The following is a 22,967-nucleotide window of genomic DNA, read 5'->3' on the forward strand; positions in this document are numbered from 1 at the left end:
GGGCGGATAATGGTGTCCAATCGCAAGCGGCATGGACTCCCCCGTCCACAGCGAGCGGCCGAGGGCGCCGCGGGCCGAACCGACTTCGGCATCGGCGCGGGCCCACGGCATCCCGGACATCGAGATGCAGATGGCGATGCGCGCCGTCATGGCGGGGATGCTCGGTCGCGTCCGCGACGTGCAGATCGGTCGCTACGTGGTGCGGCGTCGACTCGGCCACGGTGGCTGCGGGCTGGTGCTGCTCGCCGACGATCCCGAGCTCGGTCGCGAGGTCGCGATCAAGGTCGTGCTACCGACGCGCGATCGCGACGAGCGCGGCGCGGCGTGGCAGAAGGCGCTGCAGCGCGAGGCGCAGGCGCTCGCGAAGCTGCGGCACCCCAACGTCGTCGAGGTCTACGACGCGGGCACCACCACCTACGGCCACGACGCGCGCGCCCGCGACAGCGGCGAGGGGCAGCTCGGTGTCTTCCTGGTGATGGAGCGGCTGCGTGGCGTGACGCTGCGGCAGTGGTTGGATCGTGGGCCGCGACCGTGGCGCGAGATCATCGCGGTGTTCGAGCAGGCGGCGCTGGGCCTCGTGGCCGCCCACGCCGCCGGCATCGTGCACCGCGACTTCAAGCCGGACAATGTGCTCATCACCGACGACGATCGCGTGGTGCTCATCGACTTCGGGCTCGCCGACGAAGCCCAGGAGATCGCGCTCGAGCTCGCCGACGCGACCGGCGAGTTGCTCGACGGTCGCAGCGACGACGGTGACGACGACGACGCGGGCTCCGGCAGCCACACCCGCGCGTCCCGCATCGTCGGCACGCCGATCTACATGGCACCCGAGCAGCACGACGGTCACGTCGCGGGACCGGCGGCGGATCAGTACGCGTGGTGCGTGTCGCTGTTCGCGGCGCTGTTCGGCGAGCCGCCGTTCGCCGCCGCCGGGCTCGCGGAGCTGTCGCGACGCAAGCACGCCGCGATCGTGCCGCGGCGCAAAGGCCCAGTGCCACGCGCGGTGCAGGCGGTGCTCCGTCGCGGGCTCGCGGCACGCCCAGAGCAGCGCCACGCCGATCTCGCGACGTTGCTCGACGTCATGCGACGCGCCTGCGCCCCGCGCAGACCCGTGCAGGCAGCGAGCCTGCTCGCGGCCGCGACCGTGCCGCTGGCGCTGTGGCTCGGCCACGCCCCCACGCAGCACCCCTGCGATGCCGCGCCGGTCGACGTGCAGAAGGTGTGGTCGGCGCCACAGCAGGTCCAGCTCACCACTGCGCTGGCGAGCTTGCTCGATCCCAATGCGAAGCGCCTCGCCGAGCGCGTGGCCGTGCGCATCGAGGCCAACACGCGCCGCTGGAGCGCCGCGCGGGAGGAGGCCTGCAACGCCGAGCCTTCGCCGCGGCTCGACGCCCAGCTCGAGTGCCTCGATCGCGAGCTCGCGCAGACCGAGGGTGTGATCGGCTCGTTGACGGCGCTCGAGCTCGACGAGCTCAGCCGCGCCGGCGCGCTGGTCGACGCGCTGCCCGATCCCGAGGGGTGCCTCGCGCTCGATGCCGATCCGCGACCCGCGGCGCAACGCAGCGAGCTCGCCGAGCTGTGGCGGGGCACCGACGCGCTCGGCGTGGAGGTCAGCGCGACCGGCACGATCGACGATCCCGCGTGGGTGGAGCGCGCGATGACCCGTGCCGACGCGCTCGGCGACGATCGCTTGGTATCGATGCTCGCGTGGCGCCGTAGCCAGGTCGCGCGCGCGGCCGGTCGCTTCGAGGAGGCGGTGCAGTTCATGCGCACCGCGGTGTTCCGCTCGACCGCGGCCGGCGAGCTCGACCGCGCGCTCGAGATGATGCCGATCCTCGTGCTCGCGGTCGGCAGCGACCTGCGCGACCGCTCCGAGGCCGAACGCCTGCTGGCGCACGCACGCGTGATGACCGAGCAGGTCGCGGACCCGCGTCAGGCCCTCGCCACGCTCGACGCCACCTACGCGTACATCCTCATCGAGCACAGTGAGCTGGACGGCGCCAAGGCCATGTACGACCGCGCGTGGGCGGTGTTCGAGACCCTGCCGCCGTCGGAGGAGGCCGCGCGCTGCCTGATGTCGCTGGCGGGCTGGGAGGCCGAGCACGGCGACGCCACCAAGGTGCCTGCGATGCTCGAGCGAGCCGCGGCGATCCTCGACGACGTCGCGCTCCCGACCGATCTCAGCTTCGCCACCATCGCGTTCATCGAGGCCGGCATGGCCGACGATCGCGGCGACTTCGAGGCCGCGGCCGAGGGCTTCCGCGGTGTCGTGGGCCGCATCCGCAGACGTCTGCACGGCCACCCGTTCCTCGCGGTCGGACTCGACGCGGCCGCCCGCGCCGAGGCCAAGCTGGGCCACTTCGACGAGGCGACCTCGCTGGCGGTCGAGGCCCGCGATCTCGTGATGTCGACGCAGGGCCCGAGCCACCCCGATCGGATCCGCTACGAGCTGCTCATCGCCCATGTGGCATGGTTGGGCATGCACTTCGACGACGCCGCCGCGGCGGCCGATCGCGCAATCGCAGCGCTCGCCGACGCCCCCGACGCGATGGCCGACTTTGGTGTCGGCGCGCAGCACCTCGCCGGCTGGACCCACCTCGCGAGCGGTGATCTGCGCGGCGCCGCGGTGCACCTGGCTGCGTGTCGATCGCTGCCCGGCGAGGGTGACTCGAACGTCGACTTGCCGCGGAGCCTGCGTCGGCTCGAAGCCCTGATCACGCGCAGCGAAGGTCGCCTCGAGGCCGCCCGCGCCGCGCTGACGCGGCCCATCGAGAGCCCCATCGACGTCACGGTGCACGACCCCGCACTCGAGCGCATGCTCGACGCGATGGTCGACACGGCGATCGACGGCACCGCGGCGGCCGACGACGGCGTCACACTGCGGGCCGATCGCGCGCTCTACCGCACTGCGTTCGCGGCCGCCATTGCCGCCGCCGCACGTGCACCTGCGACCGCCCTCGCCAACGCCGCGCCGTGACCTCTCGCGCGCGAACCATGCCCGGGCGCGCCGATGTCGTGCTCGCCTTCGTCGGCGTCGCCGCGATTGCGACCGCGCTCGAGCTGCCGCTGCGTGGCGCCGGCGTGCACGCGATCGCGGTCGGGCTCGGCGGCGCGGTCGCGTGGGCGAGCGTGCATGGCCTCATCTGGCTTGGGCTACTGCGGCTGCTCGCCGGTCTGCGCGCGCGCGGCCGCGTCGCGATGCTGACCCTGATCGCGCTCGCAATCGCGGCGTGGCTATCGCTCGAGCTGGCCGCGTTCGCGCGGCTCGGTACGCGCAACGCCGGCCTCGCGTGGTTGGCGATCGCGGGTAGCCTCGGCGCGGGCGGGCTCGCCGGCGCGATCGCGTGGTGGTGGGCACCGCAGGCCGACGGCGCGCCGCGCTTCGTCGACGCGACACCCGAGCGGCGACGTCTGGTGCTCGCAGCGCAGCTGCTCGGCGCGGTCGCGGCCAGTGTCGCCGATCGCCTGCTGTTTGCCGGCCTCCACCCCGCCGCGCACACCGTGCTGCGTGCGACGGCGCTCGCGCTGGTCGCATTCGCCGCGGCCGCCGGTTGGCGCGGACGCATCGCGGCGCCCGTCGACGCGCGACTGGTCGCGCTCGCGTTGCTGATCGGCGCCACGCCGTTTGCGACGCTGTCGTCCGGCACGGCCGAGCTCCAGGCGGTGTGGGCCACACCGTGGGCCGACGAGGGCATCGCGATGTTGCGCCGCGCCACCGACTTCGACGGCGATGGTCACTCCGGCTGGCTCGGCGGCGGCGACTGTGCGCCCTTCGATCCCGAGGTGCATCCTTCCGCGGTCGAGATCCCCGGCAACGGCGTCGACGACAACTGCAGCGACGGCGACGCGATCGCCGACGTGTTCGACCTCGCCGCCGTCGCGGTCCCCACCGCAGCCTCGCCCAAGAGCGTGCTGCTCGTGACGATCGAGACCCTGCGGGCCGACCACACCAGCCTCTACGGCTACACGCGCGAGACCACGCCGGCGCTCGAGCGCTGGGCCCGCGACGCGCGGGTCTACGAGCGCGCGTTCACGGCGGGTGCGTGGACCAGCATCGCGATCCCCACGCTGCTGCGCGGTGTGAACGCCCGCCGTCTGCCCTGGCAGCCCTACGCCGAAACCAACCGCGGGCGACTGTTCGCCCGCGACGAGCCCATCGCCCTCGATCCCGGCGAGCAGGGTGTGCAGACCTTCTTGCTGCCCGACGGCGGTGCACCGCCGCTGTCGTGGTGGCTGCGGCGGCGCGGCATGGTGACCGCAGCGGTGGTCGACGATCGCTTCTCCGAGCTGCTCGATCCCTCGCTCGGTACCGACCTCGGCTTCGATCGCTTCGTCGACGCCGACGCGATCCGCGGCCGCGATCCCGATGACCTCGTGGTCGACCTCGCGATCGAGACCCTCGCCTCGTTGCCGGCCGACCGCCCGTTCTTCCTGTGGGTGCACCTGTTCGGCCCCCACTCGCCCAACACCGAGCACGCCGACGTGCCCCGCTTCGGTGATGACCTCGTGGCCGGCTACGACCACGAGATCCGCTTCGTCGATGCCCAGCTCGATCGCCTCCTGCGGGCCGCGACCGAGCGCACGCCCGCGCTGGTGTGGGTCGTCACCGCCGACCACGGCGAGTCGCTGCAGGCCAACGACCGCATGCACGGTTTCGACCTCGGCCGCGGCGTCATCCAGGTGCCGCTCGTGATCGGCGGCACCGGCCTACCCGCCGGCCGCGAGCCCGCGGTGGTCAGCACGCTCGATCTGGTGCCGACCATCCTCGCACAGACGCAGACCCCGGCGCCGGGCTATCTCGATGGCCTCGACCTCGCGGGCGCGCCGATCCCCGGCGATCGCCGCGTCTTCGTCGACACCTGGCACCGCAGCTTCGATGGTGCGGTGCTCTTCGATCAGGCCGGCCTCACCGACGGCACCCGCGAGCTGGTGCTCGAGCGCACCAAGCAGGCCTTGGGCCTGCTCGACCTGCAGCGACCCGAGACGCCACCCCAGGCCGTGGCCGCACAGATCGACCCCACGGCATGGACCGAGCAGCTGCGGCGCTACGTCGACGCGCCACCGCTGCAGGTCGTCGGCATCGACTGATTCGCGATCAACAAGTCAGCTTGCCGGTGCAGGCCATCAGCGCGGCCGGATCGAGCTGGCTCGGGTCGCAGCTCCACGCATCGGCCACACAGTCGAAGTAGGGCGCCAGATCGCACGCGTACGAGCCGTAGCTGGAGCACGGCAGCGCAGTCGAGACATCGATGCCGCCGTCGCACTTCAGCTCCGCGGCCAGGTCTTCGCACGCGCCGACATTGTCGACCGCACCACCGTCATCGCCCGCGGCCGCGCCACCATCGCCAGCACCGTTGCCCGCTGGCATCATGCCGGCGGTGTTCGAGCTCTTCTCTCGCTGTCGTCGTCGTTGCAGGCGGTGGTGAAGAGGCAGGACACGGTGAGCAGCATCGCGATGCCGCGGGGAAGGATCGTGGTGATCGTCATGATGCCGGGCGCCGTGTACACGACGCGTGCCCACGACGCGGCGCGTGATTCCGCCGTCTTCACGCGACCGCAAGGGTGGCCAGGGTGGCCCGTTGGCCGGCCCACTTGGCCGGATCGGGCCACCCGCACCGACGCCATGCGACCCCACCGCTCGAAAGCGAACCGCGCGTGCTAGGCTGCCGTCGACCGCCTTGTCCGCACCACCGACAGCGCCGACCACGACGCCAGAGCAGCGCCTGCAGACCGCTCTCCGGCTCTACTGGTCGGCGCGCGCGTTCAAGGCAGCGGCCCTGCGCGCGGTACACCCTGACTGGTCCGAGCAGGCCATCGCAGCGGCCGTCCGCGAGGCCTTCTTGTTCCGACATGGATGACTTGTTCGCCGTCTTCGTGTCGCGTCTCGACCAGGCCGGCATCGAGTCGATGATCGTGGGAAGCGTCGCCGCGATGGCCTACGGTGAACCCCGGCTCACGAACGACATCGATCTGGTGGTGACACTGCAGGTCGCAGAGATCCCCGCCCTCGTGGCCGCCTTCCCGGACGAACTCTTCTACTGCGCACCCGCCGAGGTCGTGCGCGTCGAAATCCTCCGGGGGCATCGGGGCCACTTCAACATCATCCATCACGAGACCGGCTTCAGAGCCGACGTCTACATCGCCGGTCGCGACCCGCTTCACCGGTGGGCCATGCAGCGTCGACGTCGTCTGCACCTCGGGAGCCAGGCGCTGAGTGTCGCGCCGCCCGAGTATGTCATCGTCCGCAAGCTCGAGTTCTACCGAGAGGGCGGAAGCGAGAAGCACGTCCACGACATCCGCCGGATGCTGGAAGCCTCGGGCGCGCAGATCGACACGGAGCAACTGCAGTCGATGATCATCCAGCGCGGGCTCGACGACCTCTGGGCGCTGGTGCGGGCCGCCACCGACTGAGGCGGCTCGTGCCGTGCGCTACACTACCGTGGCGCGCGTCGCTTGGCCCGACGTCCCCGGCGACGCTCGGGCTCGCACGGCTTCGCACTCGTGGCCGCGGCAGCCGGCTTCGCGACGACCGGCTTCGCCCCGGCCGCGGGCGTCGGCTTCATCGCGACCTTCGGCTTGGGCTTGCGCGGGCCCGCGTCCTTCACGTGCTGATCGAACCACGCGGTGGTCTCGGCGATCACGTGCTCGACCGACTCGCGCGCGACGTAGCCGTGGGACTCGAACGGCAGCATCACCAATCGCGTGGTGCCACCGACGCCGCGCACCGCCTCGAAGAGCTTCTCCGACTGCAGGGGTACGGTGCCGGGGTTGGCATCGATTTCACCGTGGATGATGAGCAGCGGCTCGTCGATGCGCTCGGCATGCACGACCGGTGACAGCTGCAGATACGTCTGCGGGGCCTGGTAGAGGCTGCGTCGCTCGTTCTGGAAGCCGAACGGCCGCATGGTGTGGTTGTACGCGCCGCTGCGCGCGACGCCGGCGCGGAACAGATCGGTCCAGGCCAGCAGGTTGGCGGTCATCAAGCCGCCGTGGCTGTGGCCCATCACGCCCACGCGCTCGCGATCGGTGACGCCGAGCTCGACGGCCTTGTCGATCGCGGCCTTGGCGTTGGCCTCCACCTGCGGCAGGAAGTCGTCGTAGGCGCTCTGCGTGGGCCCGACCACCGGCATCGACACGTTGTCCAGCACAGCGTAGCCCTGCAGCGCGAGGAAGATCGGCGACGGCCCGACCACCGCGGTGTACTCCTGCGGCGCAGCGTCGACCTGCCCGGCGTGGGACTTGTCGGTGTAGTCGAGCGGGTAGGCCCAGAACACCGTGGGCAGGCGCGTGCCCGCCTCGTAGCCGGGCGGCAGGTACAGCGTGAACGACAGCGGCACGCCGTCGGCACGCTCGTACTTCACGAGCTTCTTGGTGACCGCGCGCAGCTGCGGCGTGGGATCTTCGAAGTGGGTCAGCGCCACCGCGGTGCTGCTGCGCACCGCGTCAGCCTTGCCGGGCTTCGCGACCGGGGCCCCGAGCGTCCGCGTGACGAGGTTGCGCGGCGTGTCCGGCGTCTCGCGCAGCGTCAAGAACGTGCCCGCGACAGGATCGAGCCAACGCACGAAGCGCTCGACGCCCGTCGCATCGGAGCGGAACAGTCGCTCGGTCTCCAGCGTCGCGAGGTCGAGGCGATCGAGGAACGGTCGATCGCCCTCGGACGTGGCGCCCTCGCCCACGAGGTAGATCGCACCGCGATCGACCTGCACCAACCAGCTGCCATCGGCGCTCACGCGATACACTGGCGCGCCGGGGTCGCCATAGCGGTCGTCGTAGCTGCGATCCCACACCGTGCGGGCGGCGGTGGCCGAGCCATCGACCTCGATCAGCTTGGTGAGGAGCCGGTGTCGATCGCGATCGACCTCCGAGACCAGCGCGTGCTTGCCGTCGTCGAACCACGCGATGCCGCCGAAGCGCTGCTTGGTCTCGAACCACGTCGTCGCCGGCTTGCCGACCGGCTTGGTGATCACGCGGTCGTGGTGCGCGACCTCTTTGTAGGTGTCGCCGCCGTCCTGGGCCTCGGCCCACACCAACGTCGACGGTGCGGTCGGTCGCCAGCCGACGTCGCGCGGGCCCACGCGGACGCCATCGACCGGCACCGCGTCTGCCAGCGGCAGCTCCGCGATGGTCTCGACCACGTGGCCCCGCAGGTCCCAGACCTCGACATCGGTGGGGAAGCGCCAGTAGGCCCGCGTCAGCGAGTACGGCCGCTCGATGCGATGCACGAGCAGGTGCTTGCCGTCGGGCGAGACCTCGGTGTTGCCGTAGACCGCGGGCGCACCGAGCTTGCGCGTGCGGCCGCTGGCCTCGACGATCGCCAGCTGCGACGTCGCGTAGTGCTGGAAAAGATCGGCCTCGTGGGGCGTGCGCAGCAGGTCGCGGGACTCGTACGTGCTGCTGGCGGCCGCCGCCTTCGCACTCGACTCGATGCGGGGCCCGGCGGGCGCAGGCGCGGGCTTGGGTGGCGCGCCCGGGACCACCAGCTGCACCAACAGCGACTGCCCGTCGGGCAGCCACTGCAGCGCCTCACCGATCATCGGATTCAGCGCGAGCTTGCCGACCCGGCGCGCCTTTGCAGTCTTGGCGTCGAGCAGCCACAGCTGCACCGCGCCATCCTCGACGACCGTGAAGGCCGCCTTGGTGCCGGCTGCGTTCCACTGGATGTCGTCCACGCGAGCACCGGCCGGCAGCGCCACCGGACGCGTCACGCCGTCGGCGAGCGTCAGCATCGACAGCTCGACCACGTGCCGCTGGCCGTGGTGCGAGCGGTTCTCGGGATCGATGCGCACGCCCGCGAGCTTGAGCAGCGGTCGCGCGAGCTCGGCGATCGGCGGGTAGCGCAGCGTGCGGGTCGCGAGCGCGTACGCACCGACCGAGGGCACCCGCACCGACGGCGGCGCGGGTGTGTCGAGTACCGCGCGCACCTGCGGCGCGGCCTGCTGGTAGCGATCCTCGGCCCGGAGCACGCCGGCGCCCATTCCCATCGCCAGCGCGCCGGCCAGCAGAGCAGACAGGAGGCCCCGCGACAGCGGGGCACGGCGAGGAAGCGGGGCGCGGATCGACAAGGTCACCTCACGTGAAGAGCGATGGATCGAGGCAGCTCTCGTCGCCCGACTGCACGCTCTTGGCGGTCGCGATCGCCTGCGGCAGGATGTGGGCGACGTAGAAGTCGAGGTTGAGCAGCTTGCCGCGCAGCAGCGGGGTCTCGCCGCTGGCCGCGATCGCCCGCTTGGCCACGCGGGCCTGCTCGAGCGCCTCGAAGGCGAGCTGGATCACGCCCATCGTGCGCAGCAGCGGGACCGCATAGATGAACGCACCGTCGACGTTGCCGCCGGCCGCGGTCTTGCCGAGGTGCATCGCGCACGCACCGAGCTGCGCGAGCGACTTTCCGATCGCGTCGGCTTGGGCGGTGAAGCCCTCGGCGCCGGCGGCCGCGAGCTCGGCCTGCGCCTCGCTCATCCAGCCCATGAACACCGCGCCGCCCTGGGCCCGCAGCTTGCGACCGACCAGGTCGAGCGCCTGGATGCCGTTGGTGCCCTCGTAGATCGACTGGATCTTCGCGTCGCGCACCAGCTGCTCGACCGGGTACTCGCCGAGGTAGCCATAGCCGCCGTAGACCTGCACGGCCAGCGCGGCCATCTCGAAGCCGAGGTCGGTGCAGTGGGCCTTGAGCACGGGGATGAGGATGTCCTGCCGAGCCTCGCAGCGCGCGCGCTCCTGCTCGTCGGTGGTGTTGCGCGCGATGTCGTGCAGGAACACCATGCGGATGCACGCTGCGCGGGTGGTCTCGGCGATGACCTTGAGCGTCATCAACATGCGGCGCACGTCGGGGTGCGAGGTGATGGCCACGCGCTCGGCATCGCTGTCGCGCTTGGTCAGCTTGGTGCCCTGCACGCGGTCCTTCGCGTAGTCCACCGCGTAGTGGTACGCGGCGCCGGCGATCGCGGTGCCCTGCCCCGCCACGCCGATGCGGGCCTCGTTCATCATGTGGAACATGAGCGCGATGCCCTCGCGCTCCTTGCCGACCATCCAGCCCTTGCACGGTGTGTCGGCGCCGAGCGCCAGCGTGCAGGTGGCCGAGCCGTTGATGCCCATCTTGTGCTCGATGCCGACGACCTTCGCGCCGTTGCGCGCGCCGAGCTTGCCGCCCTCGTCGAACATGAACTTGGGCACCAGGAACAGCGACAGGCCCTTGGTGCCGTTGGGCGAGTCGGGCGTGCGCGCGAGCACCAGGTGCACGACGTTCTCGACCAGGTCACTGTCGCCACCCGAGATGAAGATCTTCTCGCCCTCGAGCAGCCACACCCCGGGCTCGTCGCTCGGCGTGGCGCGGGCACGGTTGTCGCCGACCGAGCTACCGGCGCCGGACTCGGTGAGGCACATCGTGCCGCCCCACTGGCCGCCGAACAGCTTGCCCGCAACCATGTCGCGGGTGTTCTCCGGCCCGAACGCACGCACCATCCGCCCGGCTGCGGCGGTGAGGCCGGGGTACATCATGAACGCGATCGCGGCGGCATCGAACATGTCGTTGACCGCCATCGTCACGCAGCGCGGCATGCCAGCGCCGCCCAGCTCGACCGGCGCCGACGGGGCAATCCAGCCGCCCTCGGCCATCTGCCGCCACGCGCCACGAAAGCCCGTCGGCGTGGTCACGTTGCCCTCGCCGTCGAGCTTGCAACCCTCGCGATCACCGACCCTGTTGATCGGGCTCAGCACGCCGGTCGCGAGGCGGGCGGCCTCTGCGAAGGTTGCGCGATACGTGTCGGCATCGAGCTCACGGTAGGGTTCGAACTGCACCAGGCGCTCGTGCGCGCGCAGCTGCTCGAAGAAGATGAACTCGAGATCGTCCAGGTCGACGCGAAACGGCGTGCTCATGGGATTTCGGCGCAGAGAATAGCCGCCGATCACCAACTTTGGGTAGGGCGCGACTGCACCATCGCACTGCAGCGCTGCATGGCTGCCGCGCTCTGGGGGCGCGGGGCGAGCCGCCGGCGCGGGGCCGCGCTCCGAACCCTCGAGCAGCCTGCACGACGCGGGACGTCGAGGCGGTACGCGCTGCGTCCGCCTCGCCGACCACGGGCACACCAGCAGCCCGCGCCGCTCGACGCCCGCGCGCCTAGTACCTCGACACAGCGATAGTGACGGGCCATAACACCGCCCTGACCGCGCCTCGCTGCGTTGCCGCACCTTGAAATACGCCCGGTATTCCGGCGGCACGGCGCCTTGCGGAGTCGCGGCCATGACGGCGTTCTGACCCATCACTATCGCTGTGTCGAGGTACTAGAACGAGAAGTTCTGGTTCGCCCAGATGCCCTGGCCGGACTCCGAGAAGCCGCAGGCGACCTTGGTGTACTCGGTGTTCGACATGTTGATGTAGTGACCGTGTTCTTCGAAGGGCTCGCCCGGCCCCTCGTCCCACATCGCCTGCAAGCAGCCGACGATGACCTGATCGGTCGACGGCCAGTCGGGGCAGGTGTTCTGCGCGAACTCCTCGCAGGTGCCGAAGTTCGCATGGGCGACTCCGCCTTGCTGATCGGCGGCGGACTGCGAGTCGGTGCACATCTCGGCGTCGGTCCAGCGCGCCAGCGGTGGCAGGCACTGACACTCCCAGCGGAACTGGTTGATGCGATCGACGCAGTCCTGGTACGGGTCGCCGCTGCTCGCCGCAGGGGTCGGTGTGCAGCCGGCGATCGGCTCGGGCAGCGGTCCGCTCTCGCAGCCCGACATCGAACCGCCACTCGAGTCACCCGCACTCGCGGTGTCGCTCGCCGTCGCGCTCGCGCTGGCACTCGAGCCCTGGGAGCTCGCGCCGCTGGCCGAGCCGCCGCCGCTCGAACCGTCGCTGCCATCGCCACCGTCATCGCCGTCGGAGGCGATCACGCACGCGCACAGAGCCAAGATCACACCCAGGGCACAGGTTCGCATCACCGCAGTAGACCACGGCGGCGTCACGCTCGGCAACGCGGGGCCGCGACGGCCGCGACCGCCGGCGCCATCGGGCGATCGATTCCGACCGAGCCGAGGGGTGTGTGCTCGCCCCGAGCCGCGACTTTTGTGCGCCGACCCGGCTGGCGTGCGGCGCTCGTCCGCTGCACGATCGCGCCTCGCGTCGGCGCCAGGCCGGCGTCGGCCCAAGGTTTCGATCGCATGGAGTTCTGGCGTCACGCGCTCGTCGGCAACCTGCTGGTGCTCGCGATCACCCTCGCGATCGCAGCGACGCTGCGGGCCCGCATCGCCCCGCTGCGGCGGCTGGGCATCCCCGATGGCCTGCTCGCCGGCGCGCTGGCGCTGCTGGTCGGGCCGAGCGCGCTCGACGTGGTGCCGCACTCGCTCGCGTTCGGCGGCGCCGTGCTCGAGCCGCTGGTCTACCACGGCTTCGCGGTGGTGTTCATCGCGCTGGGCCTGCGCGCCGCGCCGCGCGTGCTCGTGACCCCAGGCGCGCGCTCGCTGGCATTCGGCTTCATCGCGCTGGCGGTGCTGCAATCGCTGCTGGGGTTCGCCGCGATCGCGGCGTGGTCGGCCGTCACGGGCGACGCGCTGCACCCCGGCTTCGGCTTCATGCTGATGCTGGGCTTCGCGCAGGGCCCCGGCCAAGCGCTCTCGCTGGGCAGCGCGTGGGAGGCGCTGGGCTTCGTGCAGGGCGCACAGATCGGCCTGCTGTTCGCCGCGTTGGGCTTCGCTGCATGCTGCGTGCTCGGCATCCCGCTGGTGGCGTGGGCGCGTCGGCGCGGTTGGCTCGATCCGCCGACGCCCATCGAGCCGCCGCAGGCCGCGAGCACGAATACCCACGAGGCCGCGCACCACGACGGCGGACGCGAGCAACGCATGGAGCCGTTGACGCTGGCGGCGGTGTGCATCGGCTGTGTCTACGCGCTGGTGTTCGCAGTCCTCTGGAGCCTCACCTCGCTGCTGCCCAGCGGCAGCTCGGCCGCCGCCACGGTGTGGGGCTTCCACTTCCTGGTCGGCTCCGCGCTCGCGATCACGCTGCGTCGCGTCGTCGATCGCACCCAGTGGTTCGCGCTCGACGACATCGTGCTCTCGCGCATCGCCATCACGGCGGTCGACCTGACCACGGCCGCCGCCCTCGGAGCGCTCGAGCTCGACGCGATCGGCCCCTGGCTCGCGCCGATCCTCGTGATCGCGGCCGCCGGCGGCGTGTTCACCCTCGTGGTGACGCTGTGGCTGGGTCGTCGCGCCTTCCCCGACGCGCCACTCGCCCACGTGTTGATGCTCTTCGGTACCTCGACCGGCACCATGCCCACCGGCTTCGCGTTGCTGCGCATGGTCGACCCGGAGCTGCGCGGGCCGGTCGCGCGCAGCACCGTGCTTGCGGCAACCGCTGCGGTGCCGCTCGGCATGCCGCTCTTCCTGGCGGTGATCCCGATCTCCGTCTCGGGCTGGCGCGACGGCGACGGCGGCACCGGCACCACGATCGCGATGCTGGTCGCCTATGCGGTGGTGTTGTTCGCGCTGTGGCGCCGTCGTGGCGGCCTGCGCTCGCATCCGCCCTGGTGGCGCGCGTGGCCGCGCGACTAGTACCTCGACACAGCGATAGTGATGGGTCAGAACGCCGTCATGGCCGCGACTCCGCAAGGCGCCGTGCCGCCGGAATACCGGGCGTATTTCAAGGTGCGGCAACGCAGCGAGGCGCGGTCAGGGCGGTGTTATGGCCCGTCACTATCGCTGTGTCGAGGTACTAGCCTCGACACCGTTCGCACGGTTTTCACAGGCGAAGGATGCGCGTGCCGAGTGTCGCGCGCACGCAACAGGCCGCCTGACGCACGCGTGGTCGCGACGCGTCATGCAACCGCAGGCAACTGCGCGCGACGCATGCGAGGCGAGTGTTCGCGAGACCACGGACGGTGAGGAGGTTCGTCGGGTTTCGAGCGGCGACGCTTGGGGTTCGCGATGCGAACGACGGGTGCCACCCGACCGTGCACGGCGCTGCCGGGCGACCCGCATCACAGCGAGTGGCGCACGAGCGGACGATCGTCGCGCACGGCGTCATGGTCTCTGGCGTGATCGCAACTGCTGCTTACCTCTTCCTCGTTCAGATGGTTTTCACAGCGCCCGGCCCCGAGACGGCGCCGACCGTTTCGAGCACGGCGTCGACCGCTGCGTCGGCAGCTGCGACTCGCCGCGCACCGCAGCTGCCGTGGTTCTCGCGCAGCGGCTACTTCATCATGGGTAGCTCGCCGATGGTCTCGATGTACGCCAACGGCTTCGCGCCGGGCATCCGCTACGACGTCGAGTCCGGCTTCGCGTTCCGCCGCGGCAACCTCCGCCTGATGTTCGGCGCCAACCCCAAGCTCATGCAGTACTTCGGTCGCAAGCGGCCCGCCGGCGGCCTCGACGGCGTGGTCACGGCCTCGTGGCGCGCGGTCTACGTCCGCGCCGGCGCCGGTGTGATGGCCAACATGCCATCGGGCCCGCGCGGGGCCGAGCTCGCGCGGGTGCTGCCGGCGGTGGGCGGCGTCGCCGGCATCGGCGTGCAGACCATGCGCGACCACGTCGGTGGTCGCATGGGCGTCGACTACGACTTCCGCGTCGACACCACCGGCACGCGGATCCAGACCGTGATGTTCACGCTCCAGCTGTGGTTCGGCTGAGTCACGCCGCTCGAGCCGCCCGCACGCATGCGCTCCCCAGGCGGTTCAGGCCACGCCGCGGGGGAGCGCGCCAGCCCGCGCACTCTCGACCGCGACGATTCGTTGGAGCACCGCAGTCGTGAGCGCGTGGAAGTCGTCGCGACAACGCGCTACCGCGGCCGCGTGGGCCCCGATGGCGCCGTCGGCCGGCTTCAGCGCGAACATGGGCTTGTGCGCATCGTGGGCCAGCGGCATGAGGCTCTGATAGTTCTTCATGATCCCGAGACACGCCGGATCTGCTGCAGCGTCGTTCGCGGGAGCCTGGTCCATCAGCAGGCTACGGTGATACTCCGCGGGCATGCGGCTCACCCAACGCTCGTAGGCCCGCACCGGTCGACTGAGGCGCATGACCGCCTGCATCAGCACGTAGCCCAGCGGGTTCATCCCGCCGTCCGGCAAGTCGACGCCCGCCGGCCTTCGATCGAGACGGTCCTTCCAATCGCGACGCCAATCCGCAAGCGTCGGTCCGAGGTTTCGCAGACCCTGAACGGAGAAGAGGTCGGGAGCGAGTGGTGTCACGACGTGTTGTGCGGCGAGCAAGGCGGCGCGATTGATCGCTCCCAGATTGGGGCCGACGTCGATGATGGTCACCGCGGCGGCGTGCGCATCCGAGGCGCGACGGGCAATCCGATGGAACGCCGACAAGGTTCGGAACGCCGCCTCGTCGCGGTTGAGCGCCCTCGGCCACGCGTCCGACAGCTTGTCCTCGAATTGTGAAAGGCCGAGATCACCGGGCACGAGTCCGAGACGCTCACCGAGCAGCTCGATGTGCGGCTCACCGACATCCCCCGTACCGCGAAGGATGGGGCGCAAGCACCCGAGCACCGTGCTCGCATGCTCCGGTGTGTCCGGCCACAGCTGTTCGAGGCGTTCCTCGGGCAAGCACATCGCGGTGAGATTCGACTGCGGATCGAGATCGACCACGAGAACGCGAATCCCGGACTCTGCGAGCATGTGCGCGAAGTGATAGACCAGCGTCGTCTTGCCGACGCCACCCTTGTTGTTGAAGAACGCCAGCGTCCTCACGCCGACCTCACGATTGCCGCGAAATTGCCCGGCTGGAAGCTGAACTCTGGCGGGGGGTTGCCGTTGTCAGCGCAGGCCCTACGCGCCATCGGCACACCGAACCCGAATCGCTGAACGTAGCCGAGTGCGTGCAGGGCCTCAGCGATCGTCGGATTGCGATAGTCGTTCCCGCCGGGATTCCCGAACGTCTCCGGTGTCGCACGACCGAACAGTCCACCCGGATTGTGGATCTCGATCCGATCGCGGAACCAGTACCACTGCACCGGTGCGTAGCTCGTCTCGTAGTTGCGATGCTTCACTGCGTTGCGAAGGAGTTGCTGCAGCGCATCGACCGGATAGTCAGGCCGTACGACCTCGCGATCCGTCCCTGCAATCGTCGTGGCGGTGCGGATGTGTGCACGCGTGAGTTCATCCATCTGTCGCAGGAGGATCGGCAGCGGACCCCGGAGTTCGCGTCGATCGACGACCGGGTCCGCGAGCTCGAGACCATCGATGCGCAGGAACTGGATGTATGCCCCTTTCACGAACGCGGTCGGCTCGTGACCGAGAACCAGCAGCCCCGCGACGTTGGGGACGGCGTCTGGGTCCGCGAGGTGCAACGCCGCGAGCTGTTCGGGCAAGGAGCGCTGGTTCTCCCGGAGCGTCTCCGTGTCCACCGCGTTCGGTAGGTACTCGCGTCGAAACAACTCGAGGTCGAGGTCGTCGATCGTCGCACCGTGGACGGTGGTCTGATCGTACGGACCGTCCCAGGCGCGCCGGCGCTCCACCAGCACACGCTCCTCATCCCGTGTGGCGCGGCGCGACGTCGGCCCGACACGAATCCACACTGCTCCGCGCAGCCGCACGGGTGGACTCGGCGAGGGGTGGACCTCGACCACCGCAATCGGCACGCCCTCGTGCTTCGCCTCGTACACGTCGATGCGGGGGAACGGCAGGATGTTGCCGTCGCTCCGGATGTTCGCGAGGTCGCGAAGGAGCTGGTCCGTCACCGGCGTCCCGACGGGAGCCCCGGCATCGGTGACGCCGACGAGGACGAAGCCACTCGCGCCTGTCCCTGGGAGATCGTTGGCGTACGCGCAGATCGCTTGCTCGACCTTGGACTTGTCGGACAACGACTGCTTGCGCTCGACCTGCTGACTCTCGAGCGCGCGGGCCAGCGCCGTCACCGTCGCTTCATCGATCATGCGTCCGAGGAGCATATCGCAGGTCGCCGGGTTTCTCGTTCCTGGGTCGCCGGCTGCCGCCGCGGGCCGCGGCGACGTCGACGGTGTGGTGCTCGCGCCCGTCACCGGAGGCTCGATCGATAGCCGCGGCAGCCAAAGCCTGCTCGCGTCGACGATGGTTCGGCTCCCCGCGACGTCGAGCGATGGCCCCACGCCACCCGCGTCGACTACACTCGCGTGGTGATGCCGACCGCCCGTCTCGCGCACGCGTTCCTGTTCGTCTGCGATCTCGAGCGCATGATCGACTTCTACGTCCGCGCACTGGACTTCACGCGCGAGGACACCGCGGACGCCGGCTTCGTGATGCTGCGCGGGCCCGCGGGGGGCGACCTCGCGCTGCACCGCGTACCCGACCACGTCGCGGAGGCGATCGCTCTCACCTCGCCAGCCGCGTGGCGCGAGGAGTCGGCGATGAAGCTGAGCTTCGCGACCGACGATCTCGCAGGGCAGCGACAGCGCGTCCTCGACCACGGAGGTCAGGCGAAGGCGCCGTGGTCGTGGGACGGGCGCGAGTACTGCGAGTGCGCGGACCCCGAGGGCAACATCGTGCAGCTGCTCGCGCCCGCGCGACCCCACGGCGGGTGATGCCGCTTTGATGTGGCCTGCCCCACGCAAATTACCCGTGGATGGTTTGGCCGTTCGTGTGACTCATGGTCCGATGCGACGGATTCCAAGTCCCCGCGGGATGGGCACGCTCGCGCTCGGCTGCGCGCTGCTGGTCCCGGGCTGCTACTCGGGCCTCTCGGGCCAGGCCGGCGATGCGGCCTCGGGCGCCGAGGGTGGTGGCACCGATGCCGGTACGGCCGGTAGCGGGGCCGATGGCGGCAGCTCCGACGGCGGTGTGCCCGAAGGCGAGTGCGCGGCGATTCCCGCGGCCCCGCTGCGACGCCTCACGCCTGCGCAGTACCGCAACACGATGCGCGATCTCTTCGGCGACCCCGACTTCGATCCGAGCTACGCCGACCTCGCCGACATCACCAGCGAGCTCGGCGTCCGCCAGCTGCGCAGCGACGCCGAGGCGATGGTCTCGCGCAAGGCCAGCTGGACCAAGCCGGTGTTCCCCTGCGACACCAGCGGCGCCGCCGACGAGGCCTGCGTCGACAGCTTCATCACGGACTTCGGCCGCCGCGCGCTGCGACACGCGGTGACCGAAGAGGAGCGCGCGACGCTGCGCGCCACCTACGACGCCGCACTCGCCGAGCTGGGCTTCGCCGACGCGATGGACGCGCTGCTGATGGCGATGCTGCAGAGCCCCGCCTTCGTCTACCACTTCGAGGTCGGCACCGACGTGCCCGACGCCCCGGGCCTGCGCAAGCTCGACCCCAACGAGCTGGCCTCGCGCCTGAGCTACCTGCTGTGGGACAGCCTGCCGGACGACGAGCTGTTCGCGGCGGCCGACGCCGGCGATCTCGACAGCGAGGCCGGGCTGCGCGAGCAGGTGCAGCGGATGCTGGCCGACACGCGCACCGACGCCAAGCTGCAGCACTTCGTCTCCGACTGGCTGCAGCTCGACGGCGGCAAGCTGCACTTCCCGCTCGAGGAGACGACCAAGGACGCCGCGCTGTTCCCCGACTACGACGCGTCGCTGCAGGCCGCGATGCGCATCGAGCACGAGGCGCTGGTACGCCGGGTGTTCTTCGAGCAAGGTGGCGACTTCGAGGCGCTGCTCACGACCCGCGACGCCTACGTGAACGCCTCGCTCGCGGAGCTCTACGGCGTGCCCGGGCCGGCCGACGACGATACCTGGGCGTGGGTCGAGCTGCCCGCCGGCGAGCGTGCGGGGCTGCTGACGCGGGCCGCGTTCCTCACGGTGTACGCCGCTTCGAAGGCGCAGTCGCCGATCCGGCGCGGCGTGTTCGTGGTGAAGGAGATGATGTGCCTGCACCTCGGTGACCCACCGGCGAACGTCGACAACACCCCGGTCGATGGTGGTGAAAACGTCGACGAGAACGGCAATCCCATCGTCCGCACCGTGCGCGAAGAGACCGAGCTGCGCACTGCGGGCGGCAGCTGCACCGGCTGCCACGGCGTGATCAACCCGGTCGGGTTCTCGTTCGAGCACTACGACGCGATCGGTCGCTGGCAGGACCAAGAGCTCGTCAGCGGCAAGCCGATCGACGCCAGCGGCGAGCTGGTGGGCGACATCGAGGGTGCGGTCGACGGCGCGCTGCAGACCAGCGAGCGCCTGGCCGGCAGCACCATGGTGCGCGAGTGCTTCGCCGATCGCTGGGCCATGCTCGCGCTCGGCGTCGAGGGCTCTGCGCTGGACCCTTGCACGCAGCGCGACGTCCGCGATCGGTTCGTCGAGACCGGCGACATGCACGAGCTGCTCATCACCTTGGTCACCAGCGACGGCTTCCGATACTTCTCGACGGAGGGGCAGTGATGCGCCGCGATTTCAAACACTCCGGTCGACGTGCGTTCTTGAAGGGCCTGGGCGGGGCGGTGCTGGGCCTGCCGCTGCTCGAGTACACCCACGGCCACCTGTGGGCCGCGGGCAACGGCGCGCCGCGTCGCTTCATCACGATGTTCGAGCACGGCGGCACGCTGTCGAACCAAAGCCACTCGGGCCGCCACGACGGCACCGGCGCCGAGCAGGGCAACGATTGGTGGCGCCCCGCCGATCCCAGCAGCACTGCGCTGGTGCTCGGGCCCATCCTCGAGCCGCTCGAGCCCTACAAGGCCAAGCTGCTGCAGCTCGAGGGCGTCGACAACAAGGCCGCGATGTCGCAGGCCGACTACAACTCCGGCGGTCACGGCATCTCGAACGTGACGGCGCTGACCGCCGCGCTCGCGCCGGGCGGTGACGAAGCCGCGATCGCGCAGAGTCCGAGCATCGATCAGGTCGTCGCCGATCGCTTGTTGGTCAGCCAGCCGGTGCCGTTCCCCCGCATCCACCTGATGGTGCCGGGCCACCAGTACGGCACGCCCTACTTCCGCGCCGCGGGCGAGGCCGCCTACGGCGAGGAGAGCCCGGCGGCCGCGTTCGCGACGCTGTTCGCGGGCGTGAGCGGCGGTGAGCCGAGCGCGGCGCAGCTGCGACAGATGAGCCTTCGCGGCAGCGTGCTCGACGGGCTGATCGAGTCCTACGATCGCAGCAAGGGCCGCGTGAGCGCCAAGGACCTCCAGGTCATCGAGGCCCACCTCGATCACCTGCGCGCACTCGAGTACGAGCTGCAGCATCCGGTCGTGTGCGAGCCACCGACCGGGATCGACGCCAACGGCAACGAAGTCGGCAACATCATCGGCGATCAGCACGTGCAGCTCATCATCGCGGCGCTGCGCTGCGGCTTGACCAACGTCGCGAACCTCGAGATCGCCGACATCCTCACGCCGTGGACACCGGTCGGTACGCCGATGGACTCGGCGTTCGGCATCGGCCACTCGCTCGGCCACTACGCGCGCGACGTCGGCGCTTCAGGGGTCTCGTCGTCGCTGCTCGACACCTGGCTGTCGGAGATGCTCGACAACCGTCGCTGGCGCGTCAGCCTGATGGCTCAGCTGCTCGAGGGCCTCGACGATCCCGGCTTCCTCGAGGGCGACGCGACCCTGCTCGACAACAGCCTGGTGCTGTGGACGAGCGAGTTCCGCGAGCCCGCCAACCACGTCTCGGCCAACGTGCAGGTGCTGCTCGCCGGCAGTGCCGGCGGCTACTTCGAGACCGGCCGCTTCATCGACTACAACACCCACGCGGCCGCCGATCCCAACACCCTCGAGTACTCGAGCAACGAGTCGACGCACAACCTGTTCACCTCGGTGCTGCAGGCGATGGGCGAGGCCGACACCCACTTCGGCTCGGATCACGCCTCGCACACCGGCCCGCTGCCCGGCCTCACGGCTTGATCGAGCGATCGAGCGCCCGCGTCCGCTACGCGGGCGCGTCGAGCTCGACGTTGAGCAGGTGCAATCTCGGCGGCGATCCGGCGCTCGCGACTGCGCAGGTGGGTCATGTGCTCGACGCTGACCGCGAACGGGCTCACCACGACATCGTGCTCCGTCAACAGGTCGCCACACCGATAGGCGATCTCGCGAGCCTCGATGCTGGTCAATCCCTCGATCACGACGAGCACGTCGACATCCGAGTCCTCGTCACCTTCGCCCCGCGCCCGCGATCCGAACAACACCAGCTCACGGAGTCGATCGCCGAAGCACCCTACCAACCATCGCTTGAGCGACGCGAGCGCGACCCGTTCTGCGGCGGAGACGTGCACCTCGGCAACAACTCTAGCAGAGTCGAGCAGGCCGCGCCGATCGACGCGCGCCCACGCCCGGTCGCGTCGGGGCGCGAAGCTCGTCCCTCGCGCGTCGCCCTGCCGTGACCGCGCGCCCGCGGCTTCGTCACGCGGACCGCAGATCGTTCCGACCGCACCCGCGCGTCGGCGTCGGGATTCCGGGCGTGGTGACGGGCTCGTCGTGGCACCCTGCACGCGATGGATCCCTGGGACGACGACACCCTCGCGAGTCTGTTCCCCGACGCGGCTGCGATCCCGACCGCGGTGCGACTCGATCCGGCGTCGCAGCCGGCGCGTTGGCTCGTCGATGGCGTGATCACCACCGCGACGCGCTCGCGGCCGGTGCGCTCGCGCGTGGCCACCCGCGACGGCGGCACGCTCACGCCGACGCTGCTCGGACACGAGGCCGAGCTCGGCACCGACGAGGCCGCGCACGCGATCGCGGCGGCACGTCGTGCGTGGGATGACGGCGAGGGCGCGTGGCCGCGCGCGACGGTCGAAACCCGCATGGCCGCCGTGGCGGCCTTTGCGACCGCGCTCGAGCAGCGGGTCGACACCATCGCGAACGCGTTGATGTGGGAGATCGGCAAGCCGCACGCGTCGGCCCGCGACGAGGTGCTGCGCAGCATCGAGTACATCCGCAGCACGCTGCTCGAGCTGTCGCGCCTGCGCACCGACGACCTCGCGATCCAGCACGGCGTCGCGGGCGGTGTGCCCCACCATGCGCGCACGCACCGACGCGCGCTCGGCGTGGTGCTCTGCGTGGCGCCATTCAACTACCCGATCAACGAGTTCCTCACCACGTTGGTGCCGGCGCTGCTGATGGGCAACGTAGTCATCGCCAAGACGCCGCGCTTCGGCGCGCTGGCCAACGACGCGATGCTCGAGGCCATGCGCGACTGCTTCCCCGCCGGCGCGATCGCGATGCTGCCCGGGAGCGGGCGGCAGGTGATTCCGGCGGTGATGGGCGCGAGCCAGCCCGATGTCGCCGGCAACCCCACCGGGGTCGTCGGCGCGCTGGCGTTCATCGGCAGCGAGACCGCCGCGAATGCGATCCTGCGCGCTCACCCGACGCCGATCAGCCTGCACAAGGTGCTGGGCCTCGGGGCCAAGAACGCCGCGGTCGTGCTCGCCGACGCCGACCTCGACGCGGCCGCGGCCGCGATCGTCAAGGGTGCGCTCGGCTTCAACGGCCAGCGCTGCACCGCCGAGAAGATCGTCTTCGTAGAGCGCGGTCGCCTCGCGGCGCTGCTCGAGCGCATGGTCGCGCGGGTGGACGCGCTGACGCTCGGCATGCCGTGGACCCCCGGCGTCGGCGTCACGCCGCTGCCCGAGCCCGACAAGCTGGCATCGATGCGCGCCCTGCTCGACGACGCGATCGCCCACGGCGCGACCGTTCGCAACCACGACGGTGGCCGCGGGTGGTTCTCGATCATGCGCCCCGCCGTCGTCGCCGAGGTCACGCCCGCGATGCGCCTCTACCACGAGGAGCAGTTCGGCCCAATCGTGCCGGTCGCCGCCTTCGACGACCTCGAGGAGGTGCTGCAGTGGCAACGGCGCTCGCCGTTCGGTCAACAGGCCGCGGTGTGGGGCCGGCCCGAGACGGCGCGGCCGCTGGTCCGACACCTGACGCGGTACGTCGCGCGGGTGAACGTCAATGATCTCTGCCAGCGCGGCCCCGACAGCTTCGGCTTCTCCGCCACCGACAAGTCGGGCTTCGGCACGCTGTCGCTACGCGAGGCCCTGCTCGCCTTCAGCCGGCCGGTGCTGCTGCAGGCACGCGACGCCGACGTGCTCGATGTCTTCACTGCGCGACCAGGGCGGTAGCAGACCGCTCCGTG

The 22,967-nt window shown here is 70.7% G+C and carries 17 protein-coding genes; 10 read left to right on the plus strand and 7 right to left on the minus strand.

What is annotated here, in order from left to right:
- Positions 1–31: 31 nt before the first annotated feature.
- The gene (locus tag IPH07_23335; GenBank protein ID MBK6920353.1) at positions 32–2,977 is read left to right on the plus strand and encodes a serine/threonine protein kinase; all 2,946 of its coding nucleotides are present in this window, start codon (positions 32–34) and stop codon (positions 2,975–2,977) included.
- A 17-nt stretch (positions 2,978–2,994) separates the two neighbouring features.
- Complete coding sequence (locus IPH07_23340) at positions 2,995–5,088, plus strand: sulfatase-like hydrolase/transferase (GenBank protein ID MBK6920354.1); 2,094 nt, start codon at positions 2,995–2,997, stop codon at positions 5,086–5,088.
- A gap of 7 nt (positions 5,089–5,095) precedes the next feature.
- Here IPH07_23340 and IPH07_23345 read toward each other — a convergent pair whose 3' ends face one another.
- Positions 5,096–5,371 (minus strand): hypothetical protein, encoded by a 276-nt coding sequence (locus IPH07_23345; GenBank protein MBK6920355.1) that lies wholly within the window; start codon positions 5,369–5,371, stop codon positions 5,096–5,098.
- Positions 5,372–5,678: 307 nt separating this feature from the next.
- On the opposite strand from IPH07_23345, the gene IPH07_23350 reads away from it, so the two are divergent.
- Complete coding sequence (locus tag IPH07_23350) at positions 5,679–5,858, plus strand: hypothetical protein (GenBank protein ID MBK6920356.1); 180 nt, start codon at positions 5,679–5,681, stop codon at positions 5,856–5,858.
- Positions 5,851–6,411 carry a nucleotidyl transferase AbiEii/AbiGii toxin family protein gene (locus IPH07_23355; protein MBK6920357.1) on the plus strand — a complete coding sequence of 187 codons (561 nt, stop codon included), beginning with the start codon at positions 5,851–5,853 and terminating at the stop codon, positions 6,409–6,411. The genes IPH07_23350 and IPH07_23355 overlap by 8 nt, the downstream gene beginning before the upstream one ends.
- A 23-nt stretch (positions 6,412–6,434) precedes the next feature.
- Here IPH07_23355 and IPH07_23360 read toward each other — a convergent pair whose 3' ends face one another.
- The 3 genes from IPH07_23360 to IPH07_23370 form a co-directional block, all read right to left on the minus strand.
- On the minus strand, positions 6,435–8,981 hold the full coding sequence (locus tag IPH07_23360) for a S9 family peptidase (GenBank protein MBK6920358.1): 2,547 nt from the start codon (positions 8,979–8,981) through the stop codon (positions 6,435–6,437).
- Positions 8,982–9,069: 88 nt separating this feature from the next.
- Positions 9,070–10,872, minus strand: coding sequence for an acyl-CoA dehydrogenase (locus IPH07_23365; protein MBK6920359.1), 1,803 nt, complete (start codon positions 10,870–10,872; stop codon positions 9,070–9,072).
- A 405-nt stretch (positions 10,873–11,277) separates the two neighbouring features.
- On the minus strand, positions 11,278–11,922 hold the full coding sequence (locus IPH07_23370; GenBank protein MBK6920360.1) for a hypothetical protein: 645 nt from the start codon (positions 11,920–11,922) through the stop codon (positions 11,278–11,280).
- A gap of 222 nt (positions 11,923–12,144) precedes the next feature.
- Between IPH07_23370 and IPH07_23375 the strand changes: the two genes are divergently transcribed.
- Both IPH07_23375 and IPH07_23380 read left to right on the plus strand, forming a co-directional pair.
- Entirely contained in the window at positions 12,145–13,533 is a 1,389-nt protein-coding gene (locus IPH07_23375) for a hypothetical protein (protein ID MBK6920361.1), read from the plus strand.
- 518 nt (positions 13,534–14,051) lie between these two features.
- Positions 14,052–14,606, plus strand: coding sequence for a hypothetical protein (locus tag IPH07_23380; GenBank protein ID MBK6920362.1), 555 nt, complete (start codon positions 14,052–14,054; stop codon positions 14,604–14,606).
- Positions 14,607–14,651: 45 nt separating this feature from the next.
- On the opposite strand, the gene IPH07_23385 is transcribed toward IPH07_23380, so the two are convergent.
- Positions 14,652–15,671: a ParA family protein gene (locus IPH07_23385; GenBank protein MBK6920363.1), complete on the minus strand. Its 1,020-nt coding sequence runs from the start codon at positions 15,669–15,671 to the stop codon at positions 14,652–14,654.
- The gene (locus IPH07_23390) at positions 15,668–16,855 is read right to left on the minus strand and encodes a putative DNA binding domain-containing protein (protein ID MBK6920364.1); all 1,188 of its coding nucleotides are present in this window, start codon (positions 16,853–16,855) and stop codon (positions 15,668–15,670) included. Before IPH07_23390 ends, IPH07_23385 begins: the two co-directional genes overlap by 4 nt.
- Positions 16,856–17,077: 222 nt before the next feature.
- Here IPH07_23390 and IPH07_23395 point away from each other — a divergent pair, with 222 nt between their 5' ends.
- The 3 genes from IPH07_23395 (at position 17,078) to IPH07_23405 (ending at position 20,737) form a co-directional block, all read left to right on the plus strand.
- Positions 17,078–17,479, plus strand: coding sequence for a VOC family protein (locus tag IPH07_23395; GenBank protein MBK6920365.1), 402 nt, complete (start codon positions 17,078–17,080; stop codon positions 17,477–17,479).
- A 73-nt stretch (positions 17,480–17,552) separates the two neighbouring features.
- Positions 17,553–19,280, plus strand: a complete 1,728-nt coding sequence (locus IPH07_23400) for a DUF1592 domain-containing protein (protein ID MBK6920366.1) — start codon at positions 17,553–17,555, stop codon at positions 19,278–19,280.
- Complete coding sequence (locus IPH07_23405) at positions 19,280–20,737, plus strand: DUF1552 domain-containing protein (protein ID MBK6920367.1); 1,458 nt, start codon at positions 19,280–19,282, stop codon at positions 20,735–20,737. The genes IPH07_23400 and IPH07_23405 overlap by 1 nt, the downstream gene beginning before the upstream one ends.
- On the opposite strand, the gene IPH07_23410 is transcribed toward IPH07_23405, so the two are convergent.
- A complete protein-coding gene (locus IPH07_23410; protein ID MBK6920368.1) occupies positions 20,695–21,105 on the minus strand; it encodes a nucleotidyltransferase domain-containing protein in 411 nt (136 codons plus the stop codon). The two genes, IPH07_23405 and IPH07_23410, sit on opposite strands and share 43 nt — an antisense overlap.
- A 219-nt stretch (positions 21,106–21,324) precedes the next feature.
- On the opposite strand from IPH07_23410, the gene IPH07_23415 reads away from it, so the two are divergent.
- Entirely contained in the window at positions 21,325–22,953 is a 1,629-nt protein-coding gene (locus tag IPH07_23415) for an aldehyde dehydrogenase family protein (GenBank protein ID MBK6920369.1), read from the plus strand.
- Positions 22,954–22,967 lie beyond the last annotated feature (14 nt).

It is taken from the genome of Deltaproteobacteria bacterium, from assembly GCA_016709225.1.
GTDB classification, from domain to species: Bacteria; Myxococcota_A; Polyangia; order Nannocystales; family Nannocystaceae; genus Xiheibacterium; species Xiheibacterium phototrophicum.

What these genes read in the sequence shown, in the direction of transcription:
- IPH07_23380 (MBK6920362.1), top strand. Translation starts at nt 14,052, where the DNA reads ATGGTTTTCACAGCGCCCGGCCCCGAGACGGCGCCGACCGTTTCGAGC.
- IPH07_23370 (MBK6920360.1), bottom strand. Translation starts at nt 11,922, where the DNA reads ATGCGAACCTGTGCCCTGGGTGTGATCTTGGCTCTGTGCGCGTGCGTG.
- IPH07_23335 (MBK6920353.1), top strand. Translation starts at nt 32, where the DNA reads ATGGACTCCCCCGTCCACAGCGAGCGGCCGAGGGCGCCGCGGGCCGAA.
- IPH07_23395 (MBK6920365.1), top strand. Translation starts at nt 17,078, where the DNA reads ATGCCGACCGCCCGTCTCGCGCACGCGTTCCTGTTCGTCTGCGATCTC.
- IPH07_23375 (MBK6920361.1), top strand. Translation starts at nt 12,145, where the DNA reads ATGGAGTTCTGGCGTCACGCGCTCGTCGGCAACCTGCTGGTGCTCGCG.
- IPH07_23340 (MBK6920354.1), top strand. Translation starts at nt 2,995, where the DNA reads ATGCCCGGGCGCGCCGATGTCGTGCTCGCCTTCGTCGGCGTCGCCGCG.
- IPH07_23405 (MBK6920367.1), top strand. Translation starts at nt 19,280, where the DNA reads ATGCGCCGCGATTTCAAACACTCCGGTCGACGTGCGTTCTTGAAGGGC.
- IPH07_23415 (MBK6920369.1), top strand. Translation starts at nt 21,325, where the DNA reads ATGGATCCCTGGGACGACGACACCCTCGCGAGTCTGTTCCCCGACGCG.
- IPH07_23390 (MBK6920364.1), bottom strand. Translation starts at nt 16,855, where the DNA reads ATGATCGATGAAGCGACGGTGACGGCGCTGGCCCGCGCGCTCGAGAGT.
- IPH07_23355 (MBK6920357.1), top strand. Translation starts at nt 5,851, where the DNA reads ATGGATGACTTGTTCGCCGTCTTCGTGTCGCGTCTCGACCAGGCCGGC.
- IPH07_23365 (MBK6920359.1), bottom strand. Translation starts at nt 10,872, where the DNA reads ATGAGCACGCCGTTTCGCGTCGACCTGGACGATCTCGAGTTCATCTTC.
- IPH07_23400 (MBK6920366.1), top strand. Translation starts at nt 17,553, where the DNA reads ATGCGACGGATTCCAAGTCCCCGCGGGATGGGCACGCTCGCGCTCGGC.
- IPH07_23345 (MBK6920355.1), bottom strand. Translation starts at nt 5,371, where the DNA reads ATGATGCCAGCGGGCAACGGTGCTGGCGATGGTGGCGCGGCCGCGGGC.
- IPH07_23360 (MBK6920358.1), bottom strand. Translation starts at nt 8,981, where the DNA reads ATGGGAATGGGCGCCGGCGTGCTCCGGGCCGAGGATCGCTACCAGCAG.